Consider the following 13,581-nt stretch of genomic DNA (forward strand, 5'->3'; position numbering starts at 1 on the left):
TCCGGGCTCGGGCGGCCGGGGCGTGCGTGCTACCATTGTTCGGTCTTCAATCCCGTCCTTCGATGTTCCAGCAATGAATTCCGAGACCCCCGCGGCCGGGCCGCAACAGGCACGGCCGCCCGCGACGTTGACGATTGCTTCGCGCGAGAGCCGTCTGGCGATGTGGCAAGCCGAACATGTGCGTGATGCGCTGCGCAAATTATATCCAGCTTGTGACGTGAAAATCCTCGGGATGACGACGCGCGGCGATCAGATTCTCGATCGCACGCTGTCGAAGGTCGGCGGCAAGGGCCTGTTCGTGAAGGAACTGGAGAGCGCGCTGGCCGACGGCCGCGCCGATCTCGCGGTGCATTCGCTGAAGGACGTGCCGATGGCGCTGCCCGACGGCTTTTCGCTCGCCGCGATCATGGAGCGCGAGGATCCGCGCGATGCATTCGTGTCGAACGACTACGCGTCGCTCGACGCGCTGCCGGCCGGCGCCGTCGTCGGCACGTCGAGCCTGCGTCGCGAAGCGATGCTGCGTTCGCGTTATCCGCAGCTCGAGGTCCTGCCGCTGCGCGGCAACCTCGACACGCGTCTCGCGAAACTCGACCGCGGCGACTACGTGGCGATCATCCTTGCGGCGGCGGGCCTGAAACGCCTCGGCCTCGAAGCGCGGATCCGCGCGCTGCTCGACGTCGAGGCCAGCCCGCCCGCGGCCGGCCAGGGCGCGCTCGGCATCGAGATCGCCGCGCACCGCGGCGACATCGCCGCGTGGCTCGCGCCGCTGCATGACCGGCAGACCGCGCTCGCGGTCGAGGCCGAGCGGATGGTGTCGCGCGCGCTCGGCGGCAGTTGCGAGGTGCCGCTCGCCGCGCACGCGGTGTGGCGTGCGGGCGAGCTGTACCTGACGGGCCGGGTGTCGACCACCGACGGCAAGCGCGTGCTGACGGCCGAGGCGTGCGGTGCGGCCATGACCGTCGCCGATGCGCTCGCGCTCGGCCGCGCGGTGTCCGACGACCTCGAGGCGCAAGGCGCGCTCGACATCGTCCACGCGCTGCTCGCGAGCTCGCAGGCCGCGGGCAAGGGCGACGCCTGATGGCGGGCGGCGCGCGCGCGTTCACCGCTGTCCTGACGCGTCCGGACGGCCAGTCCGACGCGCTTGCGTCGCAACTGGCCGATGCCGGTTGCGACGTGCTCGAATTCCCGCTGATCGACATCGCGCCGGTCGACGATCCGGCGCCGCTCGACGCCGCGTTCGCCGCGCTGGCCGACTACGCGCTGGTGATTTTCGTGTCGCCGAACGCGATCGACCGTGCGCTCGCGCGGTACGGTGCGATCTGGCCGAACGCGCTGCCCGTCGGCGTGGTCGGGCCCGGCAGCGTCGCGGCGCTGGAGCGTCACGGCATCGCGGCGCCCGCGCATCGCGTGATCGCACCGCAGGCGCCGGCCGACGGCGGCGTGCCCCATTACGATTCGGAAAGCCTGTTCGCGAGCATCGAGGCCGCGTTCGGCGACGCGCAGGCGCTGGCGGGCAAGCGCGTGCTGATCGTGCGCGGCGACGGCGGGCGCGAATGGCTCGCCGAGCGCCTGCGCGAGGCCGGCGCGGACGTCACGCTCGTTGCCGCCTACCGGCGCGTCGTGCCGGAGCCGCGCGTCGGCGCGTGGGAGCGCGTGCACGTGCTGCTCGACGGCCAGCCGCACGCATGGCTGGTCACGAGTTCGGAAGGTGTGCGCAACCTGCACGAGCTCGCGCAGGCCCATCTGAACGACGCCGAGATCGACGCGCTGAAGCATGCGCCGCTCGTGACGCCGCACCCTCGGATCGAGCAGACCGCGCGCGCATTGGGTTTTGATAGGATTACGCTGACCGGCGCGGGCGATGAGCGCATCGTCCGCGCGTTTCGAACGATGGCCGACGAGGCCGTTCAACCGGCGACAGCCGCACCGGTGACTAAACGCATGACAGATACCAACGATTCCAAAAGCGTCGCTTCCCAGCCGGCCGCTGCATCTGCGCCGCCGTCCAGCCCCCCTTATCTCGCACCCGAGCCGCGTGCGCGCCGCGGCGGCAGCGCGGTGCTGTGGTTCGTCGTCGTCGTGCTCGGCTGCGCGGCGGGTGTCGGCGGCTACGCGCTGAACCGCAAGATCGATCGGCTCGACGGCTCGTTCGTCGCGCGCCAGAAGGCGCTCGACGCGCAAGCGGCCGAAACGCGGATGAAGACCGAGCAGGCGCTCGCCGGCACGCACCAGGTCGACACGCAGCTCGCGCAGCTCGACGGCAAGCTCGCCGATGCGCAGAGCGCGCAGCAGGCGCTGCAGCAGCAATACCAGGACCTGTCGCGCAACCGCGATGCGTGGATGCTCGAGGAAGTCGACCAGATGCTGTCGAGCGCGAGCCAGCAGCTTCAACTGACCGGCAACACGCAGCTCGCGCTGATCGCGCTGCAGAACGCCGACGCGCGTCTCGCGACGTCGCAGAGCGCGCAGGCCGTCACGGTGCGCAAGGCGCTCGCGCAGGACATCGAGAAACTGAAGGCCGCGCCGGCAGCCGATCTCACCGGCCTCGCGATCAAGCTCGACGACGCGATCGGCAAGATCGACGCGCTGCCGCTGTCGGGCGAGGCGATCGTGCCGCACGCGGCGCCGAAGGCCGCGCCGGCCGACGCCGCATCGTCGGTCGTCGCCGGCGAGCCGCGCTGGAAGGTGTGGTGGCACGACTTCTCGGCCGGTCTCGGCCAGCAATTGAAGGGCCTCGTGCAGGTGCGCCGGATCGACAACGCGGACGCGATGCTCGCGTCGCCCGACCAGGGCTACTTCGTGCGCGAGAACGTGAAGCTGCGCCTGCTCACCGCGCGGCTGTCGCTGCTCGCGCGCAACGACAGTGCGATGAAGGCCGACCTGCACGCCGCCCAGGCGTCGCTCGGCAAGTATTTCGATCAGGCGTCGAAGGACACGCAGACCGTCGAGGATCTGCTCAAGCAGGTTGACGGCGCATCGCTGACGGTCGCGGTGCCGAACCTGAACACGAGCCTGAACGCCGTTCAGCAGTTCAAGAGCCGGGGGTAACGATGACGCTTCGAGGAATCGTCTGGCTCGCGGTCCTGTTCGCGATCGCCGCCGCGCTCGCCACCGTCGGCCGTTTCGACGCGGGGCAGGTGCTGCTCGTCTATCCGCCGTACCGGATCGACGTGTCGCTGAACCTGTTCGTGATCGCCATCGTCGTGCTGTTCATCGTCGTGTATGCGCTGCTGCGCATCGTGCGCAACATCTGGCGCATGCCGCAGCGGGTCGCCGCATATCGCGCGCGTTCGCGCAACGAGAAGGCCCAGGCGTCGCTGCGCGATGCGATCGCGAACCTGTACGCGGGCCGCTTCTCGCGTGCTGAAAAGGCTGCGCGCGAAGCGCTGTCGGTCGACGCGAACCTGGGCGCCGCGAGTCTCGTCGCGGCCACCGCCGCGCACCGGATGCACGAGTACACGCGCCGCGACGACTGGCTGTCGAAGGTCGATGCGCCCGAATGGCAGGATGCACGGCTGCTCGCCGCGGCCGACATGCGCGCGGACGCCCGCGATGCCGACGGTGCGCTCGCCGCGCTGGCTGACATGCAGGCCGGCGGCAAGCGCATCCACGCGCAGCAGGTCGCGTTGCGGGCGCAGCAGCAACTGAAGAACTGGGCCGAGGTGCTGAAGCTCGCGAAGGCGCTCGAAAAGCGCGAGGCGCTGCATCCGGCCGCGGCCGTGCGGCTGCGGCAGCAGGCAGCGGAAAACCTGCTGCGCGAACGCCGGCACGACCCGGACGCGCTGCTCGAAGTGTGGCAGTCGCTGTCGCCGGTCGAGCGCCAGTCGCCGCGTCTGGCCGATCTCGCGGCCGAGCTGCTCGTGCCGCTCGAGCGCCGCAACGAAGCGCGCCGCATCGTCGAGGACGCGCTCGCGCACAACTGGGATGCGCGCCTGCTGCGTCGTTATCCGGACACGGCGGGCGCCGATGCGCTGCCGCTGATTCAGAAGGCCGAAGGCTGGAAGAAGGATCATCCGGAAGATGCCGACCTGCTGTTCGCACTCGGCCGCCTCTGCCAGCAGCAGCAGCTGTGGGGCAAGGCGCAGTCGTTCCTCGAATCGGCGCTGAAGCTGGCCGACAACGAGGCGCTGAAGGTGCGTGCGCATCGTGCGCTCGCCCGTCTGTTCGAGCATCTCGGCGAAACCGACAAGGCCGCGAAGCACTACCGCGAAAGCGCGCTCGCGATCACCGTGGTCTGACGCGTGCCGCGGTAAAAGCCCCGAACGCCGATCGGCCTTCGGGGCTTTTTTTCGTCCGGGGCGAGGCAGTCCGGACGCAGGGTGCCGTCATCCGGGCGGCGGAGCACTCGGCCGGTGCGGGTGTTGCCCGTCCGAAGTCGAAAACGCCCCGGCGGCCGGGCAATGCCGGGCGTCGGGGCGTTTCGTGGGCCGGCCGTCGGCCGGCGGGTTCGGCTGTTCGGCGTGCCGGTGCGCTTTTACGCACCCCGCATCACTTGTCGACGAGCCGCTTTGGCACCGACAGCGCAAGCAGCCCGCCGAGCACGAGAAACCCGGCCAGCATGTACATGCCCGAATCGTTGGCGCCCGTCACCTGCTTGAGCCAGCCCATCAGGTACGGGCTCAGGAAGCCGGCGAGGTTGCCGATCGAGTTGATCATCGCGATGCCGGCCGCGGCGGCCGTGCCGCCGAGGAACGCGGTCGGCAGGCTCCAGAACAGCGGCAGCGTCGTCAGGATGCCGATCGTCGCGAGCGTGAGGCCGAGCATCGCGAGTGACGTCTGGTGCGCCCAGATCACCGACAGCACGAGGCCGAGCGCGCCGATTGCGGCCGGAATCGCGAGGTGCCAGCGGCGTTCGCGGTGCTTGTCCGCGCTGCGCGCGATCAGGATCATCGCGACCACCGCGGCCGCATAGGGAATCGCCGACAGCAGGCCGATCATGAACGTGTCGGTCACGCCCGTCGCCTTGATGATCGTCGGCAGCCAGAAGCCGACACCGTAGAGCCCCATCACGAACGAGAAATAGATCAGCGCCATCAGCCACACGCGCGGGCTCGACATCACCGCGCCGAGCGACAGGTCTTCCTTGGTGGCTTCCTCTGCGTCGACGTTGCGCGCGAGCAGCGCCTTTTCCTCATCGGTCAGCCACGTCGCCTTCGCGATCCGCTCGTCGAGCGCGAAGAACACGAGCACGCCGGCGAGCACCGACGGAATGCCTTCGAGCAGGAACAGCCATTGCCAGCCGTGCCAGCCGCTCACGCCGTCGAACGCCTTCAGGATGAAGCCCGAGATCGGGCCGCCGATCACGCCGGACAGCGCGACGGCCGTCATGAAGAACGTCGTCATCCGGCCGCGCCGGTGCGCGGGATACCAGTAGGTGAGGTAAAGGATCACGCCGGGGAAGAAGCCCGCTTCGGCGACGCCGAGCAGGAAGCGCATCACGTAGAACATCGCGGGCGTCGTGACGAACATCGTCAGGATCGAGATCACGCCCCACGTCGCCATGATGCGGGCGATCCACACGCGGGCGCCCACCCGGTGCAGGATGATGTTGCTCGGCACCTCGAACAGGAAATAGCCGAAGAAGAAGATCCCGGCGCCGAGCCCGTACACGGTATCGCTCAGGTTCAGGTCGCTCGCCATCTGCAGCTTCGCGAACCCGACGTTCACGCGGTCGAGATACGCGACCACGTAGCACAGCAGCAGGAGCGGCACGAGCCGCCACGACACCTTGCGGTAGGTTGCTTCCTCGAATGCGCCGGACGAGCCCGGCAGCGACTGCGTCGATGTAGCCATGTTGTCTCCTGTCGATCAAAGTTGGCGCTCGAGCGGTTACCTGGATCCCGTGCGCCACTGTCGTTGTAGTTGGCCGGCTCGGACGCAGCGGCGCGTCCGAGCCGGTTTCGTGCGAAGCAAGACGGAGTAATCGTGCCGCCTGGTACGGCTAGATGCAGCGCCCGCCGTCGACTTCGAGGCAGACGCCGGTGATGAATTCGGCTTCGTCGGACGCAAGGTACAGCGCGGCGTTCGCGATGTCCTGCGGCGTCGAGAAGCGGCCGAGCGGGATCGTCGCGAGGAAGCGGCGGCGATTTTCCGGGGTGTCCTCGCAGCCCATGAACTCGGTCATCAGCGCGGTTTCGCCGAGTACGGGGTTGATGCAGTTCACGCGGATGCGGTCGGCGCCGAGCTCGGCCGCGAGCGACTTGCTCGCGGTGATCATCGCGCCTTTCGTGCTGTTGTACCAGACGAGGCCCGGGCGCGGGCGCACGCCGGCCGTCGACGCGACGTTCACGAACACGCCGCCGCCCTGGGCGCGGAAGTACGGCACGAAGGTCTGCACGCACCAGAACAGGCTCTTCATGTTGACCGCGTACACGCGGTCGAATTCGGCTTCCGTCACGTCGAGCACGGGCTTGTTGCGGTGCGTGGTGCCGGCGTTGTTCACGACGATCTGCACCGAATGGAAATCGTCGAGCGCCGCCTGCAGCAGCGCGCGCCAGTCGTCCTCTTTCGATACGTCGCCGGCCACCGCGATCGCCTTGCCGCCCGCGAGCGCGATCTCGCTCGCGACGCGCTCGGCCGCCGCGCCGTTCAGGTCGTTGACGACGACGTTCGCGCCTTCGCGCGCATACGTCTTCGCGATGCCTTCGCCGAACCCCGAGCCGCCGCCCGTGACGATGGCCGTCTTGCCGCTCAACCGCATGGTGTGTCTCCTGTGCTGGTCATGAGAGTCGTCGTGCGTCGACAGGCGGTCGGGCGCTGCCGGCCGCCTGTCGCGTGCTGCGTGCCGTGCGTTCAGCCGTGCCGGATCGCGATCGTCTTCAGCGCGGTGAAGCCGTAAAGCGCCTCGAAGCCTTTCTCGCGGCCGTGGCCCGAATGGCCGACGCCGCCGAACGGCAACTCGACGCCGCCGCCCGCGCCATAGTTGTTGATGAACACCTGGCCCGCGCGCAGGCGCCGCGCAAGCCGCATCTGGCGTGCGCCGTCGCGCGTCCAGATGCCCGCGACGAGGCCGTACGGCGTGCCGTTCGCGAGCGCGACGGCTTCGTCCTCGTCGACGAAACGCATCGCCGCGAGCACGGGGCCGAATACTTCCTCCTGGGCGAGCCGATGCGACGGCGGTACGTCGCGCAACAGCGCCGGCGCCTGGTAGAAGCCGCTTTCGGGCGCATCCGCGACGACCTGCCCGTGCGCGGCCATCGGAATGCCGTCGTGCTGCGCGTCGGACAGGAAATCCCACACGCGTTGCTGCTGCTTCGCGTTGATCAGCGGGCCGCAGTCGAGATCGGCGCGGCTCGGGCCGACGCGCAGCCCGTTGAACGCGGTGGCGAGGCGCTCGATGAGCGGCTCGTACACCGCGCGCTCGATCAGCACGCGGCTACCGGCCGAGCAGGTCTGCCCGCCGTTCTGCACGATCGCGGACACGAGTACGGGTAGGGCCGCTTCGAGATCGGCATCGGCGAACACGATTTGGGGCGACTTGCCGCCGAGCTCGAGCGTGACCGGCACGTGGTTCTCGGCCGCCATTTGCGTGACCAGCTTGCCGGTGGCCGGCGAACCCGTAAACGAGATGTGGTCGATGCCCGGATGGCGGGCGAGCGCGGCGCCCGCTTCATGGCCGTAGCCGGTGACGATGTTGAGCGCGCCGGCCGGCAGCCCGGCCTCGGCGGCCAGCTCGGCCACGCGCAGCAGGGACAGGCACGCGTCCTCGGCCGGCTTGACCACGCAGGCGTTGCCGGCCGCGAGCGCCGCGCCGACGCTGCGCCCGAAGATCTGCATCGGGTAGTTCCACGGCACGATATGGCCCGTGACGCCGTGCGGCTCGCGCACCGTCAGCACCGTGTAGCCGGCCTGATAGGGGAGGGTTTCGCCGTGCAGCTTGTCGGCGGCGCCCGCGTAGAACTCGAAGTAGCGCGCGAGCGCGGCCGCGTCGGCGCGCGCCTGCTTCAGCGGCTTGCCGGTGTCGCGCGCCTCGATCGCGGCGAGTTCCTCGAGATGGTCGGCCACGCGCGCCGACAGCCGCATCAGCACGCGGCCGCGTTCGGCGGCGCTCGTGGCGCCCCACGGGCCCGCGAACGCGTCGCGGGCCGCGGCGACCGCGCGTTCGATGTCGGGCGCGGTGCCGCGCGCGATCGTCGCGAACGGCTGGCCGTCGGACGGATCGACGACCGCGATGGTTTCCAGTTGCGCGGGCAACGTCCATTCGCCCGCGATGAAGTGCTTCGCCTCTTCCATGCTTGCTCCTGTCGACCCAAGTTAGCGCTTTAGCGCTTACTTGGGTCCCATGCATCGCGGTCGACCCAAGTTGGCGCTTTAGCGCTTGGTTGGGTCCCATGCATCACGGTCGACCCAAGTTGGCGCTTTGGCGCTTGGTTGGGTCCCATGCATCGCGGTCGACCCAAACTGACGCTTTGGCGCTTGCCCGGATCCCGTGCTTCGTAGTCGACGTGCAACGCGGCCGCCGGTTCGACGGCCGGACATCCGGAACGATTATCGCGCCGATCGTCATCCGGACGCCACCGGTCGATTGGCTATAATGGCGCATTCCTTTTTTGGGGGACGCCCGCGGCGGTGCATCGGCCGAGGCGCCCTGTCCCGAATTCCCATCGACCTACAGAGAGTGCTCATGAGCTTCAATCATGTTCCGGCCGGCAAGGACCTGCCGCAAGATTTCAACGTGATCATCGAGATTCCCGCGCAAAGCGATCCGGTGAAGTACGAGGCGGACAAGGAACTGGGCCTTCTCGTCGTCGACCGCTTCATCGGCACGGGCATGCGCTACCCGGTGAACTACGGCTACATCCCGCAGACGCTGTCGGGCGACGGCGATCCGGTCGACGTGCTGGTGATCACGCCGTTCCCGCTGCTGGCCGGCTCGATCGTGCGTTCGCGCGTGCTCGGCATGCTGCAGATGACGGACGAGTCGGGCGTCGACGCGAAGCTGGTCGCGGTGCCGCACGACAAGATCTGCCCGATGACGGCGAACCTGAAGACGATCGACGACGTGCCCGAGTACCTGAAGGACCAGATCAAGCACTTCTTCGAGCAATACAAGGCGCTCGAGAAGGGCAAGTGGGTGAAGGTCGAAGGCTGGGCCGGCATCGAAGCCGCGCACAAGGAAATTACCGACGGCGCCGCGAACTACAAGAAGTAAGCGGCGTGCCGGCCGACGGCCGGCTCGTACGGAACGCCAACCGCGCGGGTCTCCTCAGGAGGCCGCGCGGTTTTGTTTTGCGCGCACGGTTTTCCGGCGAGCGGGCGGGGAAGCGGGCGGCAGCGGGGCGGCCGGTGCTTTCTTCGCGCGCTTCGCGCGGGGCGGGGCAACGGACGGAGCGATCGCCCCGGCGGCTTTCGTGGCCGCCGGACGGCGGCGGGCCGATGCGGAAGCGGCGTCTTCGCGTACGTTCGCGGCCGCTGTGGCGGCCGGTGCCTTCCTTTTTGGCGACGCGGAGGAGGGCGAGCCGGTTTTCTTTACCGGCGTGCCACGCGACGACGTCTTTTTTGCGGCTGCCGCTGCATCGCCGTCGGTTTTTGTACGTTTCGCGTCCGGCGCGGCTTTATTTGTCTTCGTCGACTTCGACGCTTGTTTGCCCTTCGCAGGCTTTGCCGTCTTTGCAGGCTTCGCGGCCGTTGCGGATCCGGCAAGTTTCCTGGTCTTCGCCTTTTTCCCGGCGGCCTGTTCCGTTGCAGCCGTCTTCGCCGCATCGTCGACGTTCTCTGTCTTCCCCTTCTTCCGCCCACGCGCCATCGCTTTCGTCCCCGCCGTGTCGCCACTTTCGTCGAGCGTGACCGCCACCGGCAACACCGATTCCAGTGTCCGTATGCCGGCTGCCAGCTCGCGCTTTTTCGCGGGCGTGAGCCGCTTCACCCAGTATTCGGCGCGCGACGCGCTCGACCGGTCGGGCAGCGGAAACGACGCGAGCACCGCGCGCGGCTTGCGCGAGCGCGTGTAGCGCGCGCCCTTGCCGGACGCGTGCTCGTCGAAGCGCGCGGCGACATCGGTCGTGATGCCCGTGTAGACGCTGTCGTCGGTGCATTCGATCAGATACAGAAACCAGGACATGGCAGGGCGGCGGGATGCGAAGCCGCCAGTGTCTCAGAAAAAACGGGCGTCAACGCCGCCGGTCGCCGTGCCCGTCGCGAAAGCGGCTGGGCGCCGCGCCGAGTTCGCGCGTGAAGAAGCGCGTGAACGCACTCGTCGAACGGAAGCCGACGCGCACGCCGATCTCGCCGATCGGCAACTGCGTATTGAGCAGCAGGTCGCGCGCCTCGCCGAGCCGCGCCTGCGCGACGAGCGCATGGAAACCGACCGCTTCGCGATGCAGGCGCCGGCGCAGCGTCCAGCGCGACATCGCGAAGCGCGTGCATACGTGCTGCATCAGCGTATCGGTCGGCACGTCGGTGTCGTCGGCGGTGCGCAGCCAGTCGCGCACGCATTGCTCCACCGACGAGCCGAACGTCGAACGTGCGCGCACGCGTTCGCGTGCGGCGTCGGCCGCATGACGCTGGATGGCGGCGAGCGGTGCGTTGTAGCACTCGAACGGCGTGTCGACGTGCGCGGAGCGCAGCACGATGCGGTTGTGCGGGGCATCGAACGACACCGGCGCGCCGAGCATGTCGCGCAGCGCGGCAACGGGCGCGAACGCGCGGCCGGCGAATGCGGCGTCGTCGATGCGCACGTGCGGATCGTACAGGCGCGCGAGCGCCACGAGGATCGCGAGATTCGCGAACGCGCTGCCCGCGTGCCGGCCGTCTCCTTCGTTCACGTACTCGAGCGCGATCGCGTCGCCGTTCTCGTGCGCGAACACCCAGTCGACGTTGCCGATCAGCTCGCGGTAGTGCAGGTAGCCGTGCAGCGCGTCGCGCAGCGTCGCCGCATTGCACGTGATACCCGCGAGTTCGGGAAACGGCACGAGCCACGGCACGACCTGCGGCGGCGGGCGATGCCATGACAGCGGCCAGCCGCTCGTCAGTTGCATCGCGGCCACGTGCCGGTCGCCCGCGATGCGGCGCGTGTCGTCGGCGAGCTCGGCTGGCCCGATGCCGAGCGTCGCGTAAAGCGGTGCGGGATCGATGCCGTTCGCACGCGCGTCTTCGCACAGCCAGCGGTAGATCCGGACGGATACCGATTTCTGTTGCAACTCCATGTCTGTCTCCCTGTCGTCATGCCGTTCGGGTTTGTCCCCGCTGCGAGAGGTCAACGCATGCTCCTGCCGGTCAAGCGTGGTGACCGGTCGATTCTTAGACTTGGACGCTGGAGTGAGGCGACAAGTACAACAGAACGATTCTGGAGGATCAATGAAAACTTCGCTGTTCCGGTGTTCGACGATTGCGTCCGCATGTGCGCTCACGGTGCTGCTTGCGTCGTGCGGCGGCGACGACATCCATGCGCCGGCCGACCCCGACGCGGCCGCCGACCAGCGCGCGGCCGCGCTCGTCGGGCAACTGACGACCGACGAGAAGCTGCAGCTCGTGCATGGCACCGGCATGCCCGCGCTCAGCCTGGGTGGCCCGTTTCCGCCCGACGCGCTGAACGGCGCAAGCTACATCCCGGGCGTGCCCCGGCTCGGCATTCCGGCGGTCAGCAGCGCCGATTCGGCGGGCGGCGTGAACGTGAAGAATGCACGCGTGACCGCGCTGCCCGCGCCGGTCGCACTCGCGGCGACGTGGGACCCGGCGCTCGCGGGCACCTACGGCACGCGCATCGCGCTCGAATTGCGTGCGCTCGGCTTCGCGGAAGGTCTCGGCGGGGGCGTGAACCTCGCGCGCGAGCCGCGCAACGGCCGCACCTTCGAATACATGGGCGAGGACCCGGTGCTCGCGGGCACGCTGAGCGCCGCGCGCACGCAGGCCACGCAGGCGCAGAAGGTGATCGCGACAATCAAGCATTTCGCGTTCAACGACCAGGAAACCAACCGGATGACGGTCGATTCGGTCGTCGACGAGCGGACCATGCGCGAGGCAGAACTGCTCGCGTTCGAGATCGGCGTGAAGGGCGGCCAGCCGGGCAACGTGATGTGCTCGTACAACAAGCTGAACGGGGTGTATGCGTGCGAGAACCCGTATCTGCTGACGACGGTGCTGAAGAACGAGTGGGGTTTCAAGGGCGTCGTGCAGTCCGACTGGGGCGCGACGCACTCGACGGTCGCGGCCGTGCAGGCCGGGCTCGACGAGGAACAGCCGGGCGCGGCCGACGACGGCAACGCGCCGCTCGGCTCGTACTTCAATTCGAAGCTGCGCGCGGCGCTGCAGGCCGGCAGCGTGTCGGTCGCTCGGCTGAACGACATGGTGCAGCGCAAGCTGCGCACGCTGATCCGCATCGGCGTGATGGACGCGCCGCCGAAGCCGGGCGGCGCGATCGACGAAGTCGCCGGCAACGCCGACGCGCTCGCGATCGCACGGCAAGCGGCGGTACTGCTGAAGAACGCGGCCGCGCCGGGCGACACGCAGCCGGTGCTGCCGCTCGCCGCCGGCACGCTCAAGTCGGTCGTCGTGATCGGCGGCCACGCGGACGCGGGCGTGCTGTCGGGCGGCGGCTCGGGTGCGGTGCCGGCGATCGACGGCAACGCGGTGACGTCCTGCCAGCAACCGGCCAATATGCTGTTCGGCGGGTGCGCGACCTGGTACAAGTCCGCGCCGCTCGCGGCGATTCGCGCGAAGGCGCCGAACGCGTCGGTCAGCTATCTCGACGGGACCGACGCGAATGCCGCGGCGAGCGCGGCCGCACAGGCCGATGTCGCGATCGTGTTCGCCACGCAGTGGCAGACGGAAGGGCTCGACCTCGCGAGCCTGTCGCTGCCCGATGCGAAGGCGGACCCGTACAACCAGCAATACGACCAGAACGCGCTGATCGCCGCGGTCGCCGCGAAGGCCAAGCGCGTGATCGTCGTGCTCGAGAACGGCAGCCCGGTGTTGATGCCGTGGCTCGCGAACGTGCATGGCGTGCTGGACGCGTGGTATCCGGGCGCGCAAGGCGGCCAGGCGATCGCCGACCTGCTGTTCGGCGATGCGAATCCGTCGGGCCGGCTGCCGCTGACGTTCCCGAAGCAGGAGGCCGACCTGCCGCAGCCGACGATCGATCCGTCGAACCTGCGGAACGTTTATGCGGAAGGGCTCGCGTACGGCTATCGCTGGTTCGACGCCAAGGCGATCGAGCCGCTGTTCCCGTTCGGCTACGGGCTGTCGTACACGACGTATGCGTTGTCGGCGATGTCCGCGCAGGCTGACGCCGCGGGCAACGTGACGGTCGGCGTGACGGTGACGAATACCGGTGCGCGCGCCGGTACGCATACGGTGCAGATCTACGCGGCGCTGCCCGCGTCGCTCGGCGAGCCGCCGAAGCGGCTCGTCGGCTGGACCAAGGTCGCGCTGCAGCCGGGCGAGGCGCGCACGGTCAGCGTCGCGGTGCCGGCGCAGCGCTTCGCGGTGTGGGATGCGAGCGCGCACGCATGGCGGATCGGCGCGGGCAGCTACGGGCTGTCGGCGGCCGCGTCGTCGCGCGACCCGCAGGCGCTGTCGCAGACGGTGACGCTCGCCGCGCACTGAACCGGCGGCGGCCGTGCGGCATGCGGCGAGCCCATGCAT

10 protein-coding genes are annotated in these 13,581 nt (G+C 69.0%); 5 read left to right on the forward strand and 5 right to left on the reverse strand.

The features are described 5' to 3' along the window. Nucleotides 1–73: 73 nt before the first annotated feature. From hemC to C4B30_RS14765, 3 genes are read left to right on the forward strand one after another with little or no spacing between them, the layout of a single operon-like run. Nucleotides 74–1,078 (forward strand): hydroxymethylbilane synthase, encoded by a 1,005-nt coding sequence (gene hemC, locus C4B30_RS14755; protein ID WP_027785126.1) that lies wholly within the window; start codon nt 74–76, stop codon nt 1,076–1,078. Beyond that, entirely contained in the window at nt 1,078–3,048 is a 1,971-nt protein-coding gene (gene hemDX, locus C4B30_RS14760) for a fused uroporphyrinogen-III synthase HemD/membrane protein HemX (RefSeq protein WP_027785125.1), read from the forward strand. The genes hemC and hemDX overlap by 1 nt, the downstream gene beginning before the upstream one ends. Nucleotides 3,049–3,050: 2 nt before the next feature. After that, nucleotides 3,051–4,238 (forward strand): heme biosynthesis protein HemY, encoded by a 1,188-nt coding sequence (locus tag C4B30_RS14765; RefSeq protein WP_027785124.1) that lies wholly within the window; start codon nt 3,051–3,053, stop codon nt 4,236–4,238. 250 nt (nt 4,239–4,488) lie between these two features. On the opposite strand, the gene C4B30_RS14770 is transcribed toward C4B30_RS14765, so the two are convergent. The 3 genes from C4B30_RS14770 to C4B30_RS14780 form a co-directional block, all read right to left on the reverse strand. Next, the gene (locus C4B30_RS14770) at nt 4,489–5,793 is read right to left on the reverse strand and encodes an MFS transporter (RefSeq protein ID WP_027785123.1); all 1,305 of its coding nucleotides are present in this window, start codon (nt 5,791–5,793) and stop codon (nt 4,489–4,491) included. Between the two features lie 148 nt (nt 5,794–5,941). Continuing rightward, nucleotides 5,942–6,700 (reverse strand): SDR family oxidoreductase, encoded by a 759-nt coding sequence (locus C4B30_RS14775; RefSeq protein WP_027785122.1) that lies wholly within the window; start codon nt 6,698–6,700, stop codon nt 5,942–5,944. Between the two features lie 92 nt (nt 6,701–6,792). Continuing rightward, nucleotides 6,793–8,232, reverse strand: a complete 1,440-nt coding sequence (locus tag C4B30_RS14780) for an aldehyde dehydrogenase family protein (RefSeq protein ID WP_027785121.1) — start codon at nt 8,230–8,232, stop codon at nt 6,793–6,795. A gap of 391 nt (nt 8,233–8,623) precedes the next feature. On the opposite strand from C4B30_RS14780, the gene ppa reads away from it, so the two are divergent. Beyond that, the gene (ppa, locus tag C4B30_RS14785; RefSeq protein WP_006489643.1) at nt 8,624–9,151 is read left to right on the forward strand and encodes an inorganic diphosphatase; all 528 of its coding nucleotides are present in this window, start codon (nt 8,624–8,626) and stop codon (nt 9,149–9,151) included. 54 nt (nt 9,152–9,205) lie between these two features. Here ppa and C4B30_RS14790 read toward each other — a convergent pair whose 3' ends face one another. Both C4B30_RS14790 and C4B30_RS14795 read right to left on the reverse strand, forming a co-directional pair. Continuing rightward, nucleotides 9,206–10,060: a GIY-YIG nuclease family protein gene (locus C4B30_RS14790; protein ID WP_027785119.1), complete on the reverse strand. Its 855-nt coding sequence runs from the start codon at nt 10,058–10,060 to the stop codon at nt 9,206–9,208. A 49-nt stretch (nt 10,061–10,109) separates the two neighbouring features. Next, a complete protein-coding gene (locus C4B30_RS14795) occupies nt 10,110–11,144 on the reverse strand; it encodes a helix-turn-helix transcriptional regulator (protein WP_027785118.1) in 1,035 nt (344 codons plus the stop codon). 151 nt (nt 11,145–11,295) lie between these two features. Here C4B30_RS14795 and C4B30_RS14800 point away from each other — a divergent pair, with 151 nt between their 5' ends. Next, on the forward strand, nt 11,296–13,542 hold the full coding sequence (locus C4B30_RS14800; protein ID WP_027785117.1) for a glycoside hydrolase family 3 C-terminal domain-containing protein: 2,247 nt from the start codon (nt 11,296–11,298) through the stop codon (nt 13,540–13,542). Nucleotides 13,543–13,581: the final 39 nt, after the last annotated feature.

This window comes from Burkholderia sp. BE12 (assembly GCF_002959955.1).
GTDB lineage: Bacteria > Pseudomonadota > Gammaproteobacteria > Burkholderiales > Burkholderiaceae > Burkholderia.

Excerpts from the sequence above, each read along its gene's own strand:
- hemC (WP_027785126.1), top strand. The coding sequence starts at position 74 with ATGAATTCCGAGACCCCCGCGGCCGGGCCGCAACAGGCACGGCCGCCC.
- hemDX (WP_027785125.1), top strand. The coding sequence starts at position 1,078 with ATGGCGGGCGGCGCGCGCGCGTTCACCGCTGTCCTGACGCGTCCGGAC.
- C4B30_RS14765 (WP_027785124.1), top strand. The coding sequence starts at position 3,051 with ATGACGCTTCGAGGAATCGTCTGGCTCGCGGTCCTGTTCGCGATCGCC.
- C4B30_RS14770 (WP_027785123.1), bottom strand. The coding sequence starts at position 5,793 with ATGGCTACATCGACGCAGTCGCTGCCGGGCTCGTCCGGCGCATTCGAG.
- C4B30_RS14775 (WP_027785122.1), bottom strand. The coding sequence starts at position 6,700 with ATGCGGTTGAGCGGCAAGACGGCCATCGTCACGGGCGGCGGCTCGGGG.
- C4B30_RS14780 (WP_027785121.1), bottom strand. The coding sequence starts at position 8,232 with ATGGAAGAGGCGAAGCACTTCATCGCGGGCGAATGGACGTTGCCCGCG.
- ppa (WP_006489643.1), top strand. The coding sequence starts at position 8,624 with ATGAGCTTCAATCATGTTCCGGCCGGCAAGGACCTGCCGCAAGATTTC.
- C4B30_RS14790 (WP_027785119.1), bottom strand. The coding sequence starts at position 10,060 with ATGTCCTGGTTTCTGTATCTGATCGAATGCACCGACGACAGCGTCTAC.
- C4B30_RS14795 (WP_027785118.1), bottom strand. The coding sequence starts at position 11,144 with ATGGAGTTGCAACAGAAATCGGTATCCGTCCGGATCTACCGCTGGCTG.
- C4B30_RS14800 (WP_027785117.1), top strand. The coding sequence starts at position 11,296 with ATGAAAACTTCGCTGTTCCGGTGTTCGACGATTGCGTCCGCATGTGCG.